This is a genomic window from Sodalis sp. RH20 (genome assembly GCF_047324205.1).
In the GTDB taxonomy this organism is placed as follows: Bacteria; Pseudomonadota; Gammaproteobacteria; order Enterobacterales; family Enterobacteriaceae; genus Acerihabitans.
On record NZ_CP178733.1, the window covers coordinates 3,049,819 to 3,065,154 of the forward strand.

Annotated in this window: 15 protein-coding genes; 11 read left to right on the plus strand and 4 right to left on the minus strand. The window is 58.1% G+C overall.

Going from position 1 to position 15,336, the window contains the following annotated elements; genetic code table 11:
* Window positions 1–71: 71 nt before the first annotated feature.
* Window positions 72–290, plus strand: a complete 219-nt coding sequence (gene infA, locus ACL2XM_RS14060) for a translation initiation factor IF-1 (protein ID WP_002211347.1) — start codon at window positions 72–74, stop codon at window positions 288–290.
* 205 nt (window positions 291–495) lie between these two features.
* Here infA and clpA read toward each other — a convergent pair whose 3' ends face one another.
* Complete coding sequence (clpA, locus tag ACL2XM_RS14065; protein ID WP_410015920.1) at window positions 496–2,769, minus strand: ATP-dependent Clp protease ATP-binding subunit ClpA; 2,274 nt, start codon at window positions 2,767–2,769, stop codon at window positions 496–498.
* Window positions 2,770–2,796: 27 nt separating this feature from the next.
* Window positions 2,797–3,117 carry an ATP-dependent Clp protease adapter ClpS gene (gene clpS, locus ACL2XM_RS14070; protein ID WP_331122169.1) on the minus strand — a complete coding sequence of 107 codons (321 nt, stop codon included), beginning with the start codon at window positions 3,115–3,117 and terminating at the stop codon, window positions 2,797–2,799.
* A gap of 367 nt (window positions 3,118–3,484) precedes the next feature.
* Between clpS and cspD the strand changes: the two genes are divergently transcribed.
* The 5 genes from cspD (at window position 3,485) to ltaE (ending at window position 9,036) form a co-directional block, all read left to right on the plus strand.
* Window positions 3,485–3,706, plus strand: coding sequence for a cold shock-like protein CspD (gene cspD, locus ACL2XM_RS14075; RefSeq protein ID WP_132922666.1), 222 nt, complete (start codon window positions 3,485–3,487; stop codon window positions 3,704–3,706).
* A gap of 353 nt (window positions 3,707–4,059) precedes the next feature.
* Window positions 4,060–5,010, plus strand: a complete 951-nt coding sequence (locus ACL2XM_RS14080) for a VirK/YbjX family protein (protein WP_413722377.1) — start codon at window positions 4,060–4,062, stop codon at window positions 5,008–5,010.
* Between the two features lie 153 nt (window positions 5,011–5,163).
* Window positions 5,164–6,063, plus strand: a complete 900-nt coding sequence (locus ACL2XM_RS14085; RefSeq protein WP_410015922.1) for a lysine exporter LysO family protein — start codon at window positions 5,164–5,166, stop codon at window positions 6,061–6,063.
* 97 nt (window positions 6,064–6,160) lie between these two features.
* Entirely contained in the window at window positions 6,161–7,882 is a 1,722-nt protein-coding gene (poxB, locus tag ACL2XM_RS14090) for a ubiquinone-dependent pyruvate dehydrogenase (RefSeq protein ID WP_410015923.1), read from the plus strand.
* Window positions 7,883–7,983: 101 nt separating this feature from the next.
* Window positions 7,984–9,036: a low-specificity L-threonine aldolase gene (ltaE, locus tag ACL2XM_RS14095; protein WP_410015924.1), complete on the plus strand. Its 1,053-nt coding sequence runs from the start codon at window positions 7,984–7,986 to the stop codon at window positions 9,034–9,036.
* Here ltaE and ACL2XM_RS14100 read toward each other — a convergent pair.
* On the minus strand, window positions 8,998–9,840 hold the full coding sequence (locus tag ACL2XM_RS14100) for an N-acetylmuramoyl-L-alanine amidase (RefSeq protein WP_413733225.1): 843 nt from the start codon (window positions 9,838–9,840) through the stop codon (window positions 8,998–9,000). The genes ltaE and ACL2XM_RS14100 overlap by 39 nt on opposite strands.
* 666 nt (window positions 9,841–10,506) lie before the next feature.
* On the opposite strand from ACL2XM_RS14100, the gene ACL2XM_RS14105 reads away from it, so the two are divergent.
* The 5 genes from ACL2XM_RS14105 to artM all read left to right on the plus strand — a co-directional run bounded on the left by ACL2XM_RS14105 (window position 10,507) and on the right by artM (window position 14,154).
* Window positions 10,507–11,055 carry a lipoprotein gene (locus ACL2XM_RS14105; RefSeq protein WP_410015925.1) on the plus strand — a complete coding sequence of 183 codons (549 nt, stop codon included), beginning with the start codon at window positions 10,507–10,509 and terminating at the stop codon, window positions 11,053–11,055.
* A gap of 228 nt (window positions 11,056–11,283) precedes the next feature.
* Window positions 11,284–12,012, plus strand: coding sequence for an arginine ABC transporter ATP-binding protein ArtP (gene artP, locus ACL2XM_RS14110; RefSeq protein ID WP_413731115.1), 729 nt, complete (start codon window positions 11,284–11,286; stop codon window positions 12,010–12,012).
* A gap of 16 nt (window positions 12,013–12,028) precedes the next feature.
* The gene (gene artJ / locus ACL2XM_RS14115) at window positions 12,029–12,760 is read left to right on the plus strand and encodes an arginine ABC transporter substrate-binding protein (RefSeq protein WP_410015927.1); all 732 of its coding nucleotides are present in this window, start codon (window positions 12,029–12,031) and stop codon (window positions 12,758–12,760) included.
* A gap of 9 nt (window positions 12,761–12,769) precedes the next feature.
* Window positions 12,770–13,486: an arginine ABC transporter permease ArtQ gene (gene artQ / locus ACL2XM_RS14120; protein WP_410015928.1), complete on the plus strand. Its 717-nt coding sequence runs from the start codon at window positions 12,770–12,772 to the stop codon at window positions 13,484–13,486.
* A complete protein-coding gene (gene artM / locus ACL2XM_RS14125) occupies window positions 13,486–14,154 on the plus strand; it encodes an arginine ABC transporter permease ArtM (protein WP_410015929.1) in 669 nt (222 codons plus the stop codon). Before artQ ends, artM begins: the two co-directional genes overlap by 1 nt.
* Here artM and rlmC read toward each other — a convergent pair.
* The gene (gene rlmC / locus ACL2XM_RS14130; protein ID WP_413731116.1) at window positions 14,131–15,282 is read right to left on the minus strand and encodes a 23S rRNA (uracil(747)-C(5))-methyltransferase RlmC; all 1,152 of its coding nucleotides are present in this window, start codon (window positions 15,280–15,282) and stop codon (window positions 14,131–14,133) included. The two genes, artM and rlmC, sit on opposite strands and share 24 nt — an antisense overlap.
* Between the last annotated feature and the right edge of the window lie 54 nt (window positions 15,283–15,336).

Below are 15,336 nucleotides of genomic sequence, written 5' to 3' on the forward strand. Positions count from 1 at the left end.
TTTACATAATGAGGGTTTTTCGGCATTATCTTGCCGGTTAAAAACTATGGTATTTAAACCTAGAGGATTCGATGGCCAAAGAAGACAATATTGAAATGCAAGGCACGGTACTGGATACATTGCCTAACACCATGTTCCGTGTGGAATTGGAAAACGGGCATGTGGTAACCGCTCATATCTCCGGTAAAATGCGCAAAAACTATATCCGCATCCTGACGGGCGACAAAGTCACTGTTGAGCTGACCCCGTACGACCTGAGCAAAGGCCGCATTGTCTTCCGTAGCCGCTGATAGGCTTCCTTACCGCCGATATGCGCCGTGCGGGCGTTTATCCGCGCCGACCTGATACTCCATAATGATACCTGCCGGTGCCGGAACACGGCCCGGCCCCCTGTCGCGCAGCCGGACCTCGTCCGCCGCCGCTCCGCTGGGGGAATAAAAAAAGGCGATGCAGCGCATCGCCTTTTTATCTTGCCCGTTACCCGCTGATCGGGGTTTAGTGGACCACGCCTTCCGCTTTGCGTTTTTGCGCGCTGAGGAAATGGTAGGTCAGCTCTTTCTTGTCCTTGTTCAGCTCTACGGTGACTGAACCGCCATCGACCAGCGACCCGAACAGCAGTTCGTTGGCCAGAGGCTTCTTCAGGTTCTCCTGCATCACCCTGGCCATCGGCCGCGCGCCCATGGACTTGTCATAGCCCTTGGTGGACAGCCAGTCGCGGGCTTCATCGCTGACTTCCAGCGACACGCCCTTGGCATCCAGCTGCGCCTGCAGTTCCACGATAAACTTGTCCACCACCAATTGGATGATTTCCGGCGACAAGTGATTAAACCAAATCACGTTATCCAGGCGGTTGCGGAATTCAGGGGTAAAGATCTTCTTGATCTCGCCCATGGCATCCGTACTGTTATCCTGCTGGATCATACCGATAGACTGGCGCGTGGTTTCCTGCACCCCGGCATTGGTGGTCATCACCACTATAACGTTGCGGAAGTCCGCCTTACGGCCATTGTTATCGGTCAGCGTACCGTTGTCCATCACCTGCAGCAGCAGATTGAACACGTCCGGATGCGCTTTCTCGATTTCATCAAGCAGCAGCACGGCGTGCGGATGCTTGAGGACCGCATCGGTCAACAGGCCGCCCTGGTCGTAGCCCACATATCCCGGAGGCGCGCCGATCAGCCGGCTGACCGTATGACGCTCCATATATTCGGACATATCAAAGCGCAGCAGCTCGATATCAAGCGCTTTCGCCAGTTGCACCGTGACTTCGGTTTTACCCACGCCGGTCGGACCCGCGAACAGGAAGGAACCTACCGGCTTATGATCCTGGCCCAGCCCGGCGCGGCTCATCTTGATCGCTTCGGTCAGCGCCTCGATGGCCTTATCCTGTCCGAACACCAGCATCTTCAGGCGTTCGTTCAGGTGCTTGAGCACATCGCGATCGCTGGAGGAGACGGTTTTTTCCGGAATCCGCGCGATACGCGCCACCACCGATTCGATATCCGCCACGTTAACGGTCTTTTTACGTTTGCTCACCGGCATCAGCCGGCTGCGGGCGCCCGCCTCATCGATAACATCAATGGCCTTGTCGGGCAGATGGCGATCGTTGATGTATTTCACCGCCAGCTCAACCGCCGCGCGCACCGCCTTGGCGGTATAACGCACGTCATGATGGGCCTCATATTTTGGCTTAAGCCCGGTCAGGATCTGCACGGTCTCTTCCACCGACGGTTCGGTGATATCAATTTTCTGGAAGCGACGCGCCAGCGCCCGATCCTTTTCGAAAATATTACTGAATTCCTGGTAGGTGGTGGACCCCATGACCCGGATCTTGCCGCTGGAAAGCAGCGGTTTGATCAGGTTAGCCGCATCGACCTGACCGCCCGAAGCGGCGCCGGCGCCGATGATGGTGTGGATCTCATCGATAAACAGGATGCTGTTTTTATCTGATTCAAGCTGCTTGAGCAGGGCCTTGAAGCGCTTCTCGAAGTCGCCGCGGTATTTCGTGCCGGCCAGCAACGAGCCGATATCGAGTGAATAAATCGTGCAGTCGGCGATAACCTCGGGCACGTCGCCCTGGACGATGCGCCAGGCCAGGCCTTCCGCAATCGCCGTTTTACCGACGCCGGATTCGCCCACCAGCAGCGGGTTGTTTTTACGGCGACGGCATAATACCTGTACGGTACGTTCCAGCTCCCGCTCACGGCCAATCAGGGGATCGATCCCGCCCACCCGGGCGAGTTGGTTAAGATTGGTAGTGAAATTTTCCATACGCTCCTCCCCGCCTGCCTGCTCTTCGTTAACCGGATTTTCAGGGCCGGGTGCCTGCGTTTCATCTTTACGGGTGCCGTGGGAGATGAAATTCACTATGTCGAGCCGGCTGACATCATGCTTACGCAGCAGATAGGCCGCCTGGGACTCCTGTTCGCTAAAAATAGCAACCAGGACATTGGCGCCGGAGACTTCACTGCGTCCTGATGACTGGACATGGAACACCGCGCGCTGCAATACGCGCTGGAAGCTGAGCGTAGGCTGCGTATCGCGCTCTTCGTCACTGGTCGGTAAGGTCGGTGTGGTCTGTTCGATGAATGCTTCGAGCTCCTGGCGTAACGCCACCAGGTCAACCGTGCACGCCTCGAGCGCTTCCCGCGCAGAAGGGTTGCTGAGCAATGCCAGCAGCAGATGTTCCACGGTCATAAACTCATGCCGGTGCTCGCGCGCTCTGGCGAAAGCCATATTTAAACTGAGTTCCAGTTCTTGATTGAGCATTGGCACCTCCCCAAATTGATTGCCTGTTCAGGCCTTTTCCAGCGTACAAAGCAACGGATGCTCATTTTCCCGGGCATAACGATTAACATGAGCGGCTTTGGTTTCGGCGACTTCGGCGGTGTAGACTCCGCAGATAGCCTTGCCGTGATAATGAACCGTAAGCATCAGTTGCGTTGCACGTTCAACATCATAAGAAAAGAACTTTTGCAGTACGTCAATGACAAATTCCATCGGAGTGTAATCGTCATTGATAAGTATCACTTTATACATTGATGGGGGTTTTACCGCATCTTTCAATAGGTCTTCGGCAAAATTCTGTTCGCCTGGCCTTTCGCTTGTGTTACCCATCGCCTTTCCGTCAATACGTTGCTCTTTCTTGATATACCGCTGCAACCGCCGACTACCCCGGAGCGCAGCCCCATCATGGTTAACAGTCTACCATTAGATGTTCAAAACCGCCGCCTGCTAAAACCTATAACAATAATAGGATTTTGATCGCGACCGGCGCCTTGAGATTTTGTCAAAAAAGCGTCAATATCGTTACCTGCTTCAAAGTTTAGTAATATCATCAGCCAACTCCTCCAGCATCCTCTTGACCTGTGCTTCCTATCCTCTAGAGTGTACTTGCGTAAGCCGCTGCTGTTTTGACCAATCAGGCTTACGACGTCAACAATCCTCATCACATATAAGATTCGGTTGCGAGGGATGTAGAAGCATGGAGACGGGTAAAGTAAAATGGTTCAATAACGCCAAAGGTTTTGGGTTTATCTGTCCTGAAAGCGGCGGCGAGGATATATTTGCGCATTACTCAACAATCCAAATGGACGGTTATCGCACGCTCAAAGCCGGGCAAGTGGTCAGATTCGACGTTCATCAGGGTCCCAAGGGGAACCATGCGAGTCTGATTGTGCCTGTTGAAACCGAGACTGTTGCCTGATGACGCGCCTCGCGATTAATGCCTAAGGATGCTAGTGAAATGCCAGTGAATCGCTGGCATTTTTTTCGCAAGCTGGTCCCTGCATACTCAAGGTATAACATTTTTCTTTTAAGACGCAAGCATAATTATATCAGTAGCAATCACTAAATCGCCTTAAGTTTTCCCCGCGCGCGCTGATTCCCTCCTCCCGCCATTTCACCCCCGGCTGACGCGATATCCTGCGGTCCAAGCCCTGCACCATAAACATATGGTAAACAAGTTATTATCTCTTCTTCATCCCCCCGCCATATTGACCAACCGTTTAACAAGGCCTTGTTGAAATAGGCTTTTGTTTTAAACCAGGTCATACAGATATGTCACAGCTTGTATCCAGTCTGGAAAAACCGGATTCATTAACCGGTTGGCAATTGGCGCTGGCCCTGTTTTTCGGCAAGCTGATGCCGGGCGCGGCTTGGGCCCGCCCGGTTTATCGCTGCAAGTTCATGCTCCGCTATCTCTGCACGTTCGCGTATTCCGCGCCCTGGCTGGCATACCTGGCGCAATCCCCGCTGTTGCCGCAGATGCTCGCCTCACAGCCGGGGCTGCCCTGTAAGCTGCACCGCCCCTATCTCGCCGCGAACATGCGCCGTAAACAACGGCTGGACGCCCTGCTGTTTCACTACACCTATACCCAGGCGCACCTCCCCCCGTCCCTGCTCAACGGACACCTGACGGGCGCAGGCATCATCCTGGCGGAGCTTGCGGCCAGGGACGGGCGGCGTTTTTACCTGCGCCTCGACTCGCTGGACCATTTAAACCGCGAAGGCGAGGCCACCGTGCTGCTTACCGATGAACACCATGTCATGCTGGCCGAGATAACCTTTGCCATTACCCCCGGCCAGGGTGCCACGCTCTTTATCGGCGGCCTGCAGGGGGCGGGGCGGCAGGTGGCCCACGAGGCGATACATGCCGCCACAAAATCCTGCCACGGCCTGTTTCCCAAGCGGCTGGCGCTCGAGACGGTAATGCTGCTGGCGGCCAACCTGGATATCCAGCGCATTCTCGCCGTGGGCAATAATAGCCATATGTACCGGGCGCGGCGTTACTCTTCTAAAAAAAGGCGGTTCCTGCACGCTGACTACGACAATTTCTGGCTATCCCTCAATGGTCAACGCGACGAACAGGGTTATTTCCATCTGCCATTAAGCATCCCGCGCAAGCCTCTGGAAACAGTGCCCAGCAAAAAACGCGCCGAATACCGACGCCGATATGAGCTGCTGGACCAGCTTGCCCGACAAATCAACGCGCATTTCGCCAGGGACTAGCCGGCTGCCGCCTGGTCCCAGGCGGCAGCGCCGTGCGTACTTATCACGTTCATCCGCGCAAGACACCATCGCCCCACGCCGCCTTTACAGTTATCCCGGTTTTGGTTAGTTTAAGGCAGCTTTCCCCGCCGCACAAAAGGATGTGACCCCACTATGTATTCCGGCCTGTTGATTATTCTCATTCCTTTACTCCTCGGCTACCTGTTGCCACGCCTGCGCCAAGGGGTGCTGCGGGCCGTCAACCGCCTGTTGAGCGCGATGGTCTATATCATTCTGTTCTTCATGGGCATCAGCCTGGCATTTTTAGATAACCTGGCCAGCAACCTGTTGCTGATTGCCTGGTATGCCGGCATCAGCGCCCTGTGCATCCTGACGGTTAACGGCGCCGCGCTGTGGTGGCTGGAGAAGCGCGCGCCCTGGCCGGCGCCCACCCATCAGGACACGCCTCCCTCCCGGCTGCGCATGGCCATGGATTCGCTCAAGCTCTGCCTGGTGGTGGCGGCGGGATTTGCCATCGGCCTGACCCAATGGCGCTGGCTCAGCGTCGCCTCGCGCGCCAGCGAATTCGCCCTGATCCTGCTGCTGCTGCTGGTGGGGATGCAGTTGCGCAACAGCGGCATGACGCTACGGCAGATACTGCTGAACCGGCGCGGCGCCAATATCGCCCTGGTGGTGGCTGCCAGCGCGATGCTCGGCGGCGCCGGCGCGGCAATGATCCTTGGGTTGCCCCTGCTTACCGGACTGGCCATGGCCTCAGCTTTCGGCTGGTATTCCCTTTCCGGCATTTTAATGACCGATGCCTTTGGCCCGGTGGTGGGCAGCGCCGCATTTTTTAACGATCTGATACGCGAGTTGCTGGCCATCATGCTGATTCCCGGACTGATGCGCCGCAGCCGCAGCGTCGCCCTGGGCCTGTGCGGCGCCACGTCGATGGATTTCACGTTGCCGGTGCTGCAACGCAGCGGCGGCCTGGAAGTGGTGCCGGCGGCCATTGTGCACGGCTTTTTATTGAGCCTGCTGGCGCCGGTTCTTATCGCGCTATTCTCCGCCTGACCGGCCAGGCACTGCACTTCCCCGTTTAAAAGGACTAAGCTTTACCGGCATGGGATTTTTTTTGTCTTAGTCCCGACTCATTTTAAAGGGGAAAGCCATGAAACAAACCGTTGCGGCAGCCATTGCCAAAACCCTCGAGCAAGCCGGCGTTAAACGTATCTGGGGCGTCACCGGCGATTCGCTTAACGGCCTGAGCGACAGCCTTAATCGCATGGGCACTATTCAATGGATGGGCACCCGTCATGAAGAGGTGGCGGCCTTCGCCGCCGGGGCGGAAGCCCATGTCACCGGTCAGCTGGCGGTGTGCGCCGGCTCTTGCGGGCCGGGCAACCTGCATTTGATCAACGGGTTGTATGACTGCCACCGCAACCAAGTGCCGGTGCTGGCGATTGCCGCCCATATTCCCTCCAGCGAAATCGGCAGCGGCTACTTCCAGGAGACCCACCCGGAAGAACTGTTCCGCGAATGCAGCCATTACTGCGAATTGATTTCCAATCCGGAACAACTGCCCCAGGTGCTGGGCATCGCCATGCGCAAGGCCATTCTCAACCGCGGCGTCTCGGTGATCGTGCTGCCGGGGGACGTGGCGCTGAAACCGGCGCCGGAAGACTATCAGCCGTCATGGTATACCCCGCAGCCGTCCCTGAGCGTCCCGCCGGTGGGCGAATTGGAAAAACTGGCCGCGGTGCTGAACCAGGCGGAAAATATCACGCTGATGTGCGGCTGCGGCTGCGCCGGCGCCCATGATGAAGTGGTCAGGCTGGCCGGACTGCTCAAGGCGCCGATCGTCCATGCGCTGCGCGGCAAGGAGCATTTGGAGTGGGATAATCCCTATGATGTCGGCATGACCGGCCTGATTGGCTTCTCGTCCGGTTATCATGCCATGATGAACGCCGATACGCTGGTCCTGCTGGGGACCCGTTTCCCCTATCGCGCCTTTTATCCCACCAACGCCAATATCATCCAGATTGATATCGATCCGGGCAGCCTGGGCGCCCATTGCGCGGTGAACATGGCGCTGGTCGGCGATGTCAAATCCACGCTGGCGGTACTGTTGCCGCGCTTGACGGAGAAAACCGGGCGCCATCATCTTGATCAGGCGCTGGAGCATTATCACGCCACCAGGGGGGATCTCGATGCCCTGGCCAAACCCAACGGCAATAAACCTATCCATCCGCAGTACGTGGCGCAGCAGGTCAGCCGCCTGGCCGCCCGCGATGCCATCTTCACCTGCGATGTGGGTACGCCGACCGTATGGGCGGCACGCTATCTGGAAATGAACGGGCAGCGCCGGCTTATCGGCTCTTTTAACCATGGCTCCATGGCTAATGCCATGCCGCAGGCCCTGGGCGCTCAGGCGGCCTATCCCAAGCGCCAGGTGGTCGCCCTGTGCGGCGACGGCGGCTTCACCATGCTGATGGGCGATTTTTTATCCATGGCGCAGATGAAGCTGCCGGTTAAGATCGTGATTTTCAACAACAGCGTGCTGGGCTTTGTCGCCATGGAAATGAAGGCGGGCGGCTATCTGACCGACGGCACCGACCTGCAGAACCCTGATTTTGCCGCCATCGCCCGCGCCGCCGGGATCAAGGGCATCCGGGTGGAAAAATCCGCTGATCTTGACGCCGCGCTGGAAGAGGCGTTTGCCACCGACGGACCCGTGGTGGTGGATGTGATTACCGCCAAGGAAGAACTGGCCATGCCGCCGCAGATTAAATTCGAACAGGCAAAAGGTTTCAGCCTGTATATGCTGCGGGCCATCATTAACGGCCGCGGCGATGAAGTGGTAGAATTGGCCAAAACCAACTGGCTGCGCTAGGGCCCGGTATGATACGCCCGGCATCAGGGTCCCTTTGCCGGGCGGCGGCATCATTAGGGCACAGGTGTTAACGCCCGTATCAAGAACGTAACGGAGTGAGCATGATTGATCTACGCAGTGATACCGTCACCTTGCCAAGCGCCGCCATGCGCCGGCTGATGGCGGAAGCCGAGGTTGGCGATGATGTTTATGGCGACGATCCCACCGTGGCGTCGCTCGAAGCCGACGGGGCCCGGCTCAGCGCCAAAGACGCGGCGCTGTTTTTCCCCAGCGGCACCCAGGCCAACCTGGTGGCCTTGCTGACGCATTGCCAGCGCGGGGAAGAGTACATCGTCGGCCAGCAGGCGCATAATTACCGCTTCGAAGCCGGCGGCGCGGCGGTGTTGGGCAGTATCCAGCCACAGCCGCTTGACGCCGACGCCGACGGCACCCTGCCGCTGGATAAGGTGGCGGCGGCCATCAAACCCGATGATTTTCATTTCGCCCGCACGCGCCTGTTAAGCCTGGAAAATACCCATAACGGTAAAGTGCTGCCGCAGGAATACCTGCGGCAGGCCTGGCAGTTTACCCGCGACCACCGTCTGGCGCTGCATATTGATGGGGCGCGCATTTTCAATGCCGTGGCGGCGCTGCAGATCCCACTCAGCGAAATCACGCAATATTGCGATACGCTGACTATCTGCTTATCAAAAGGACTGGGTGCGCCGGTGGGCTCGCTGCTGTGCGGCGGCGCGGATTATATCCACCAGGCCCGGCGCTGGCGCAAGATGGTGGGCGGAGGGATGCGTCAGTCGGGGATCCTGGCGGCGGCGGGCCGTTACGCCCTTGAGCATAATGTGCAGCGGCTGCGCGAGGATCATGATAACGCCCGCTGGCTGGAACAGCGGCTATCGGCATTGGGCGTTGAGATCGTGGCCCCGGGCGCGCAAACCAATATGCTGTTTATCCGCCAGCCGGCGGAATTGGCCGCCAAACTCGGCCCCTGGATGAAACAGCATGATATCGTGGTGGCCGCCGGCACGGTTACCCGCCTGGTCACCCATTTAAATATCAGCCGCGCCGATCTGGAAAAGGTGGTGGGCTGCTGGGAGGAATTCCTGCGCCATCAGGCACAGCTATCCGGCGCCCCGCTCACCGGCGTGTATTTCCAGTAACGCATCCAGGATCGCCTCGGTTTCCGCGTCCGCCACGCCGCGGAAATCCCGCGGGCGAAAATGCATCTGGAACGCCGCCAGCGCTTTTTGCTGCAGCGCCGCCGGCAGTTGCGGCGCTACATCGTAACCGTATTGCGCCATCCGGGTCATTATGCCCGCCATCGCCGCCGGCGAGTTGGGGTCGCGCCCCGCCAGGTAATGCTCTACCCGCCGCGTATCCGGCCAGACGCCAACGCCCGCCGCCGCCAATTGCCGCCAGGGGAATAACGGGCCGGGATCCTGTTTGCGCCGCCAGGCGATATCGCTGTGCCCCACGACATTGCCTGGCAGGATATGATACCGGCGGATGATATCGCGGCTCAGGGCAATGACCAGTGCGATTTGCGCCGGGGGATAGGGGGTCGCGCGCGCGCCCGTCAGGGTACGCCGGTACCCGTGGTTTTCGATTTCAATGCCAATCGACGTATCGTTAAGATGCGTGCGTCCGCGCCAATAGCTTTCGCCCGCGTGCCAGGCGCGACGGGACTCATCCACCAGCCGTAGCGCGGTGGGTACGCCCGGCGCCCCGCCGGGCACCGCCGGGATAAGATAGTGGGCGCTGACCTGCTCGGCGGTCAGGGTGCTCAGCGACGCGGCAAAATCCTCGGCGGTATAATGGATGACTAAAAACTGCACCCGCTCATCCGCGCCATGCGCGCGCCGTGAATCGTCCACCCGGTAAGCCGCCTCATGGGCCGGCGGTGTTATTGCCTGCTGGCAGCCGGCGATGCACAGGATTAACAGGGTCATGGCCCACCATGGCATCGTTGGTTTCGGCCCGCCGGCCGGACAGCCCGGCGCGCCGCTGCTCATCATGCCAATATCCATCAAGCACCTAATCCTGTTGAGTCATATCACCCGACGGTGACGCGCTGTAAATGATATACGCCAGGTATCGGGCCGGCTATCCTGTTTACGATTTAATTATTTTCAACGCTGTCGCCAGCAACGCATGCCGCGGCTGATAAATATCCTTTCCCCTCGGCGCGAAAGCAGCGCTCGGGATTTTCCGGTCTTGACAAGACCAAGGATTAAAAACCGCTACAGGCGCGTTAATCAATAAAGAAATTGATGATTTACAGGCGCCACCGCAAGACGGCAAAAATGATGAAATACCCGCCGATTGCCCTGAATTAATGCAGATTAAAAAAATATCAGGAAAAATTGAGCAATAACATCCACTTGAAGTTTAATGCAAGCGCATTCTCCAAGGATGATAAAGATATTCACCCGCACAATACCTTGGGATAAAATGATTTTAAGACCGCTATCCCACCCCATTGCCCGCCAGAATAACGCCAGGCGCCATCTTAACCGGGCCTGGCGCGTCCCCGTCTTTAGCCAAACGTGCCGATCCTCACACAACCATCTGATTTTTAATTATACTCGATGGTACTGATCTATCGCCATCCTCTATCGTGAAGGTTAATAATGAACAATAAGCTTTATGCCCTCTTGCCGCTGGCATTGATTCTTGCCGCATGCACCCAGGTCGATCCGGCGTTTAAGGATATCGGCACGCGCAGCGCGCCCTGCGTCGACGGCGGGCCGGATACGGTGGCGCAGGCGTTCTACAATCTGCGCATCGCGCAGCCGCAGGGCAAACCCAGCGCCTCGCAGCTGGGGCAGTACCGCCCCTACCTCAGCGAACGGTTGTTCCACGTACTGACCACGGATCGTAAAGCGCAGGCCAAGCTTACCGCCTTGCCGCCCGGGGATATCTTCAGCAGCCAGGCCGACGGACCCGCCACGGCCGAGGTTCACAGCGCCTCGCGTATCCTCAATACCGATGCGAAAAATATCCCCCTGCGCGTAGACCTGTCCCGCAGCCAGGGCAGCAACGGCCAATCGGTGCGCTGGCAGGATGAAGTGCTGATGATCCGCGAAGGCAACTGCTGGGTGCTGGACGACGTACGCTACCTTGGCACGCTATCTCCCCATCCCGCCGGCACCCTGCGCCAAACGCTGGAAGAACGTTAATCGCATGTAGCCAGCGGTTCTTGCTGCCGCGGGCGCCAGCGGGCGCTGCGTCCACTGCCCGCTGGGATAAAATGCAGCACATCGCGGCAATGCGGCGGGGAGGAATGACGTTTTGTGCTGTTCGTGATATTATTACGCCCCTAAATGTAAATTTTAATCGCGGCGGATTGCATCGACAGGCCGTCGACGTTAACATCTGCCGCCTTAATGGCTATTCAGTTTCTTCGCATGAGTATTCAACTAAACCGCATTGACTGTTTTTACGGCGCCACCCAGGCGCTGTTTGATATCACCCTTGACTGCCCGGCGGGAGAAACGCTGGTGCTGCTCGGCCCCAGCGGGGCGGGTAAAAGTTCTTTACTGCGGGTACTCAACCTGTTGGAGATGCCCCGCGCCGGTCAGTTGTCGATCGCCGGCAACCATTTCGATTTTATCCAGGCGCCCGGCGAGAAAGCCATTCGCGAACTGCGTCAAAACGTCGGCATGGTATTCCAGCAATACAACCTCTGGCCGCATTTAACCGTGCGGCAGAATTTGATCGAGGCGCCCTGCCGGGTGCTCGCCCTGTCGCGCGCCGTGGCCAACGAACGGGCGGACAAGCTGCTCGATCGCCTGCGTTTAACCGATTTCTCCGATCGTTTTCCCCTGCATTTATCCGGCGGCCAGCAGCAACGGGTCGCGATAGCCAGGGCGCTGATGATGGAACCGCAGGTGCTGCTGTTTGATGAGCCGACCGCGGCGCTGGACCCGGAAATTACCGCACAAATCGTCAGCATCATTCGTGAACTGGCCCAAACCGGCATCACGCAGGTGATTGTGACGCATGAAGTAGAGGTAGCGCGTAAGACTGCCAGTCGCATCGTGTATATGGAAAACGGCCACATTGTGGAACAAGGCGATGCCACGCATTTCGCCACCCCCCACACCGAGGCGTTTGCTCACTATTTGTCGCATTAATTGTTGGAATAAAAAAATGAAAAAATTGATTATTGCCGCAGTGCTGGCCGGAATGACGTTTTCCGCCGCCGCGGCGCAGACCATTCGTTTCGCCACGGAAGCCTCTTATCCTCCGTTTGAATTTGTTGATGCCAATAACAAAATCCAGGGGTTTGATATCGATTTGGCCAATGCGCTCTGCAAACAGCTTCAAGCCGAATGCACCTTTACCAACCAGGCTTTCGACAGCCTGATCCCAAGCCTTAAATTCCGTCGTTTCGACGCGGTGATCTCAGGCATGGATATCACGCCGGACCGTTTGCAGCAGGTGACGTTCAGCCAGCCTTATTATGAAAACTCCGCCATTTTCGTGGCGCAAAAAGGCAAATTCGCCGATCTGGCCGCGTTGAAAGATAAGCGTGTCGGCATGCAGAACGGCTCCACCCATCAGAAATTCCTGCTGGATAAACATCCTGAAATCACCGCCGTGCCTTACGACAGCTATCAGAACGCCATCCTGGACTTGAAAAACGGCCGTTTGGACGCCGTCTTCGGCGATACCGCCGTGGTCAATGAATGGCTGAAGAAAGACGCCGACCTGGCCACCGTCGGCGATAAAATCACCGATAAAGCCTATTTCGGCACCGGCCTGGGCATTGCCATGCGCCTGAACAATAATGAGCTGCGCGACCAGTTCAATACGGCGCTGGATAAAGTCAAGCAAGACGGTACCTACCAGACTATCTACCAGAAATGGTTTAAGCAGTAATCGCCTTTCATGAATGAACTTCAACCCATAGCCAGCGCCGCCGGGACCACCGTCGGCCTGGCGCTGTGCGCGCTGGTGGCCGGGCTGTTTCTGGCGATGTGTTTTGCCGCCTGGGAATCTGTCCGCTGGAGATGGCTGGGGCTTATCGGCACCGCCGTGGTGACGCTGTTGCGCGGCCTGCCGGAAATTCTGGTGGTGCTGTTTATTTATTTCGGCGCCTCGCAGCTGCTGGTGATACTTGCCGACGGCTTTAGCCTCAACCTGATTGCGGCGCGTATACCGGTGCGCCTGCCGATTGATAACTTTAACGTCAGTCCCTTTGTCTGCGGCGTGATTGCCCTGGCGTTGCTGTATGCCGCCTATGCCTCGCAAACGCTGCGCGGCGCGCTGAAAGCCATCCCGCAGGGACAGTGGGAGTCGGGCCAGGCGCTGGGCATGAAAAAAAGCACGGTTTTTTTCCGCCTAGTGATGCCGCAGATGTGGCGCCATGCGCTGCCCGGTCTGGGCAATCAATGGCTGGTGCTGTTGAAAGATACCGCGCTGGTGTCGTTGATAAGCGTTAATGACCTGATGCTGCAAACCAAAAGTATCGTCAGTTTCACCCAGCAGCCGTTTACCTGGTACCTGGTCGCGGCGGCGGTGTATCTGGTCATCACCCTGTTCAGCCAGATCATCCTGCGGGCGTTCGAGCGCCGTTCCACCCGTTTCGAGACGAGGGATTCCTGATGCTGGCCTACCTGCCCGAACTGCTGAAGGGGCTGCCCACCAGCCTGACGCTGACGCTGTGCGCCATCATCATAGCCTTGCTGCTGGCGCTGCTGTTTACCCTGGTTATCAGCCTGAAGACGCCGGTGCTGACGCCGTTAATCAAAATCTACATTACCCTGTTCACCGGCACGCCGCTGCTGGTGCAGATATTTTTGATTTATTACGGGCCCGGGCAATTCGCCGCCCTGCGCGCCATTCCCTGGTTATGGGCGCTGGTCTCGCAGCCATGGCTGTGCGCCATGGTGGCGCTGGCGCTTAACAGCGCCGCCTACAGCACCCAGCTCTTTACCGGCGCTATGCGCGCCATTCCCGCCGGACAATGGCAGTCATGCGCGGCGCTGGGCATGTCGCGCCTGCAATCCCTGCGCTTATTGATGCCGTTCGCCATCAAGCGGGCGCTATCGTCCTACTCCAATGAAGTGGTGCTGGTGTTTAAAAGTACCTCGCTGGCCTACACCATTACCCTGATGGATATCATGGGCCATGGACAGTTAATGTATGGTCGCACCTACGACGTCATGGTGTTCGGCGCCGCAGGCATTATCTATCTGTGCGTTAACGGCGTGCTGACCCTGCTGATGCGTTTGATCGAGCATCGGGCGTTACGGTTTGAACGACGTAACTGAGGGAATGCGTTGCAGCAGAACCAACGTCTCGTAATGGGCGGTATGCGCAAACATATCAAATAACTGCGCCTTGACGATACGGTATGCCGGCAGGGCCTGCAGATCCCGGGCCAGGCTTTCCGCCTGGCAGCTGGAGTAAAGAATATACGGGGGCGCCATGCTCTCCAGATAGCGGCATAAATCCGCGCCAATGCCGCGCCGGGGTGGGTTGACCAGCACCAGATCCGGCACCTCCGCCCTTGAGCGCGCGAACTGGGTGGAATCCAGCGCCTGGAACATCACCTGGGTCAGCCCCATCAGCTGCGCCGACTGGCGCGCGCTGGCTATCGCCTCGGCGCTGATTTCAATGCCGGTCAGGCGCATATCCGGGCGCGCGCAGTGCAAACCAAAACCCCCCACCCCACAAAACAAATCCCACAGGCTGCTGATTTCCAGCTCGCCAACCCACTGCCGGGCGGCGGCGTACAGGCGCGCGGCGACCGACGGGTTGGTCTGGAAAAAACCGCGCGGGCGGATAAACAGCGGCACATCATTGAGCCGTTCCGCCAGCGCGGTATCCTCGGTCAGGATGATTTCAGTTTCACCTTCAAGAATGGCCATATGCACCGGCTGGAGATTCACCGATATCACCTGAAGCTGGGGCACACGCTCCCGCAGCCAGGGCAATTGGGCGCGCAGCGCGTCCAGCTTGGCCTGCGAGCGCAGCACGAAACGCAGCATCATGCCGCCGTCATGTCGGCTTTCGGTCAACAGCAGGAATTTTAACTCGCCGCGCCGGCGCGCCACGTGATAAGGCGTCAGGCCGGCGCGGGCGATAAAGTGTTTAAGCACGCCGAATACCGGCGCGAAGGTGGGGGGGTAAAGCGGGCAGGCGCAGAGGTCCAGCGGCTCTCCGTCCCGCGCCATGATGCCCAGCACCGGGCGTTCTACGCTGCCGCTTACCACCATTTTCGCTTTATTGCGAAACGCCGCGGGCGGCGAAGCCACCGGCGACAGCCACTGCGCCACGGGCATGGCCGACAATAACCCGGCCAGGGCGGCCTGTTTATCCGCCAACTGCTGCGCATAGGGTTTATCCAGCCACTGGCAGGAATGGCAACGATCCGCGCTGAAAAGTTCGCAATGCATAGGTTTTCTGGCCGGTTAAACGGGCGCGCATTGTACCACCGGTTTTAGGTAAAA

What these genes read in the sequence shown, in the direction of transcription:
- artQ (WP_410015928.1), top strand. Translation starts at nt 12,770, where the DNA reads ATGAATGAACTTCAACCCATAGCCAGCGCCGCCGGGACCACCGTCGGC.
- ltaE (WP_410015924.1), top strand. Translation starts at nt 7,984, where the DNA reads ATGATTGATCTACGCAGTGATACCGTCACCTTGCCAAGCGCCGCCATG.
- artJ (WP_410015927.1), top strand. Translation starts at nt 12,029, where the DNA reads ATGAAAAAATTGATTATTGCCGCAGTGCTGGCCGGAATGACGTTTTCC.
- clpS (WP_331122169.1), bottom strand. Translation starts at nt 3,117, where the DNA reads ATGGGTAACACAAGCGAAAGGCCAGGCGAACAGAATTTTGCCGAAGAC.
- clpA (WP_410015920.1), bottom strand. Translation starts at nt 2,769, where the DNA reads ATGCTCAATCAAGAACTGGAACTCAGTTTAAATATGGCTTTCGCCAGA.
- ACL2XM_RS14100 (WP_413733225.1), bottom strand. Translation starts at nt 9,840, where the DNA reads ATGCCATGGTGGGCCATGACCCTGTTAATCCTGTGCATCGCCGGCTGC.
- ACL2XM_RS14085 (WP_410015922.1), top strand. Translation starts at nt 5,164, where the DNA reads ATGTATTCCGGCCTGTTGATTATTCTCATTCCTTTACTCCTCGGCTAC.
- ACL2XM_RS14105 (WP_410015925.1), top strand. Translation starts at nt 10,507, where the DNA reads ATGAACAATAAGCTTTATGCCCTCTTGCCGCTGGCATTGATTCTTGCC.
- ACL2XM_RS14080 (WP_413722377.1), top strand. Translation starts at nt 4,060, where the DNA reads ATGTCACAGCTTGTATCCAGTCTGGAAAAACCGGATTCATTAACCGGT.
- poxB (WP_410015923.1), top strand. Translation starts at nt 6,161, where the DNA reads ATGAAACAAACCGTTGCGGCAGCCATTGCCAAAACCCTCGAGCAAGCC.
- rlmC (WP_413731116.1), bottom strand. Translation starts at nt 15,282, where the DNA reads ATGCATTGCGAACTTTTCAGCGCGGATCGTTGCCATTCCTGCCAGTGG.
- infA (WP_002211347.1), top strand. Translation starts at nt 72, where the DNA reads ATGGCCAAAGAAGACAATATTGAAATGCAAGGCACGGTACTGGATACA.
- artM (WP_410015929.1), top strand. Translation starts at nt 13,486, where the DNA reads ATGCTGGCCTACCTGCCCGAACTGCTGAAGGGGCTGCCCACCAGCCTG.
- cspD (WP_132922666.1), top strand. Translation starts at nt 3,485, where the DNA reads ATGGAGACGGGTAAAGTAAAATGGTTCAATAACGCCAAAGGTTTTGGG.
- artP (WP_413731115.1), top strand. Translation starts at nt 11,284, where the DNA reads ATGAGTATTCAACTAAACCGCATTGACTGTTTTTACGGCGCCACCCAG.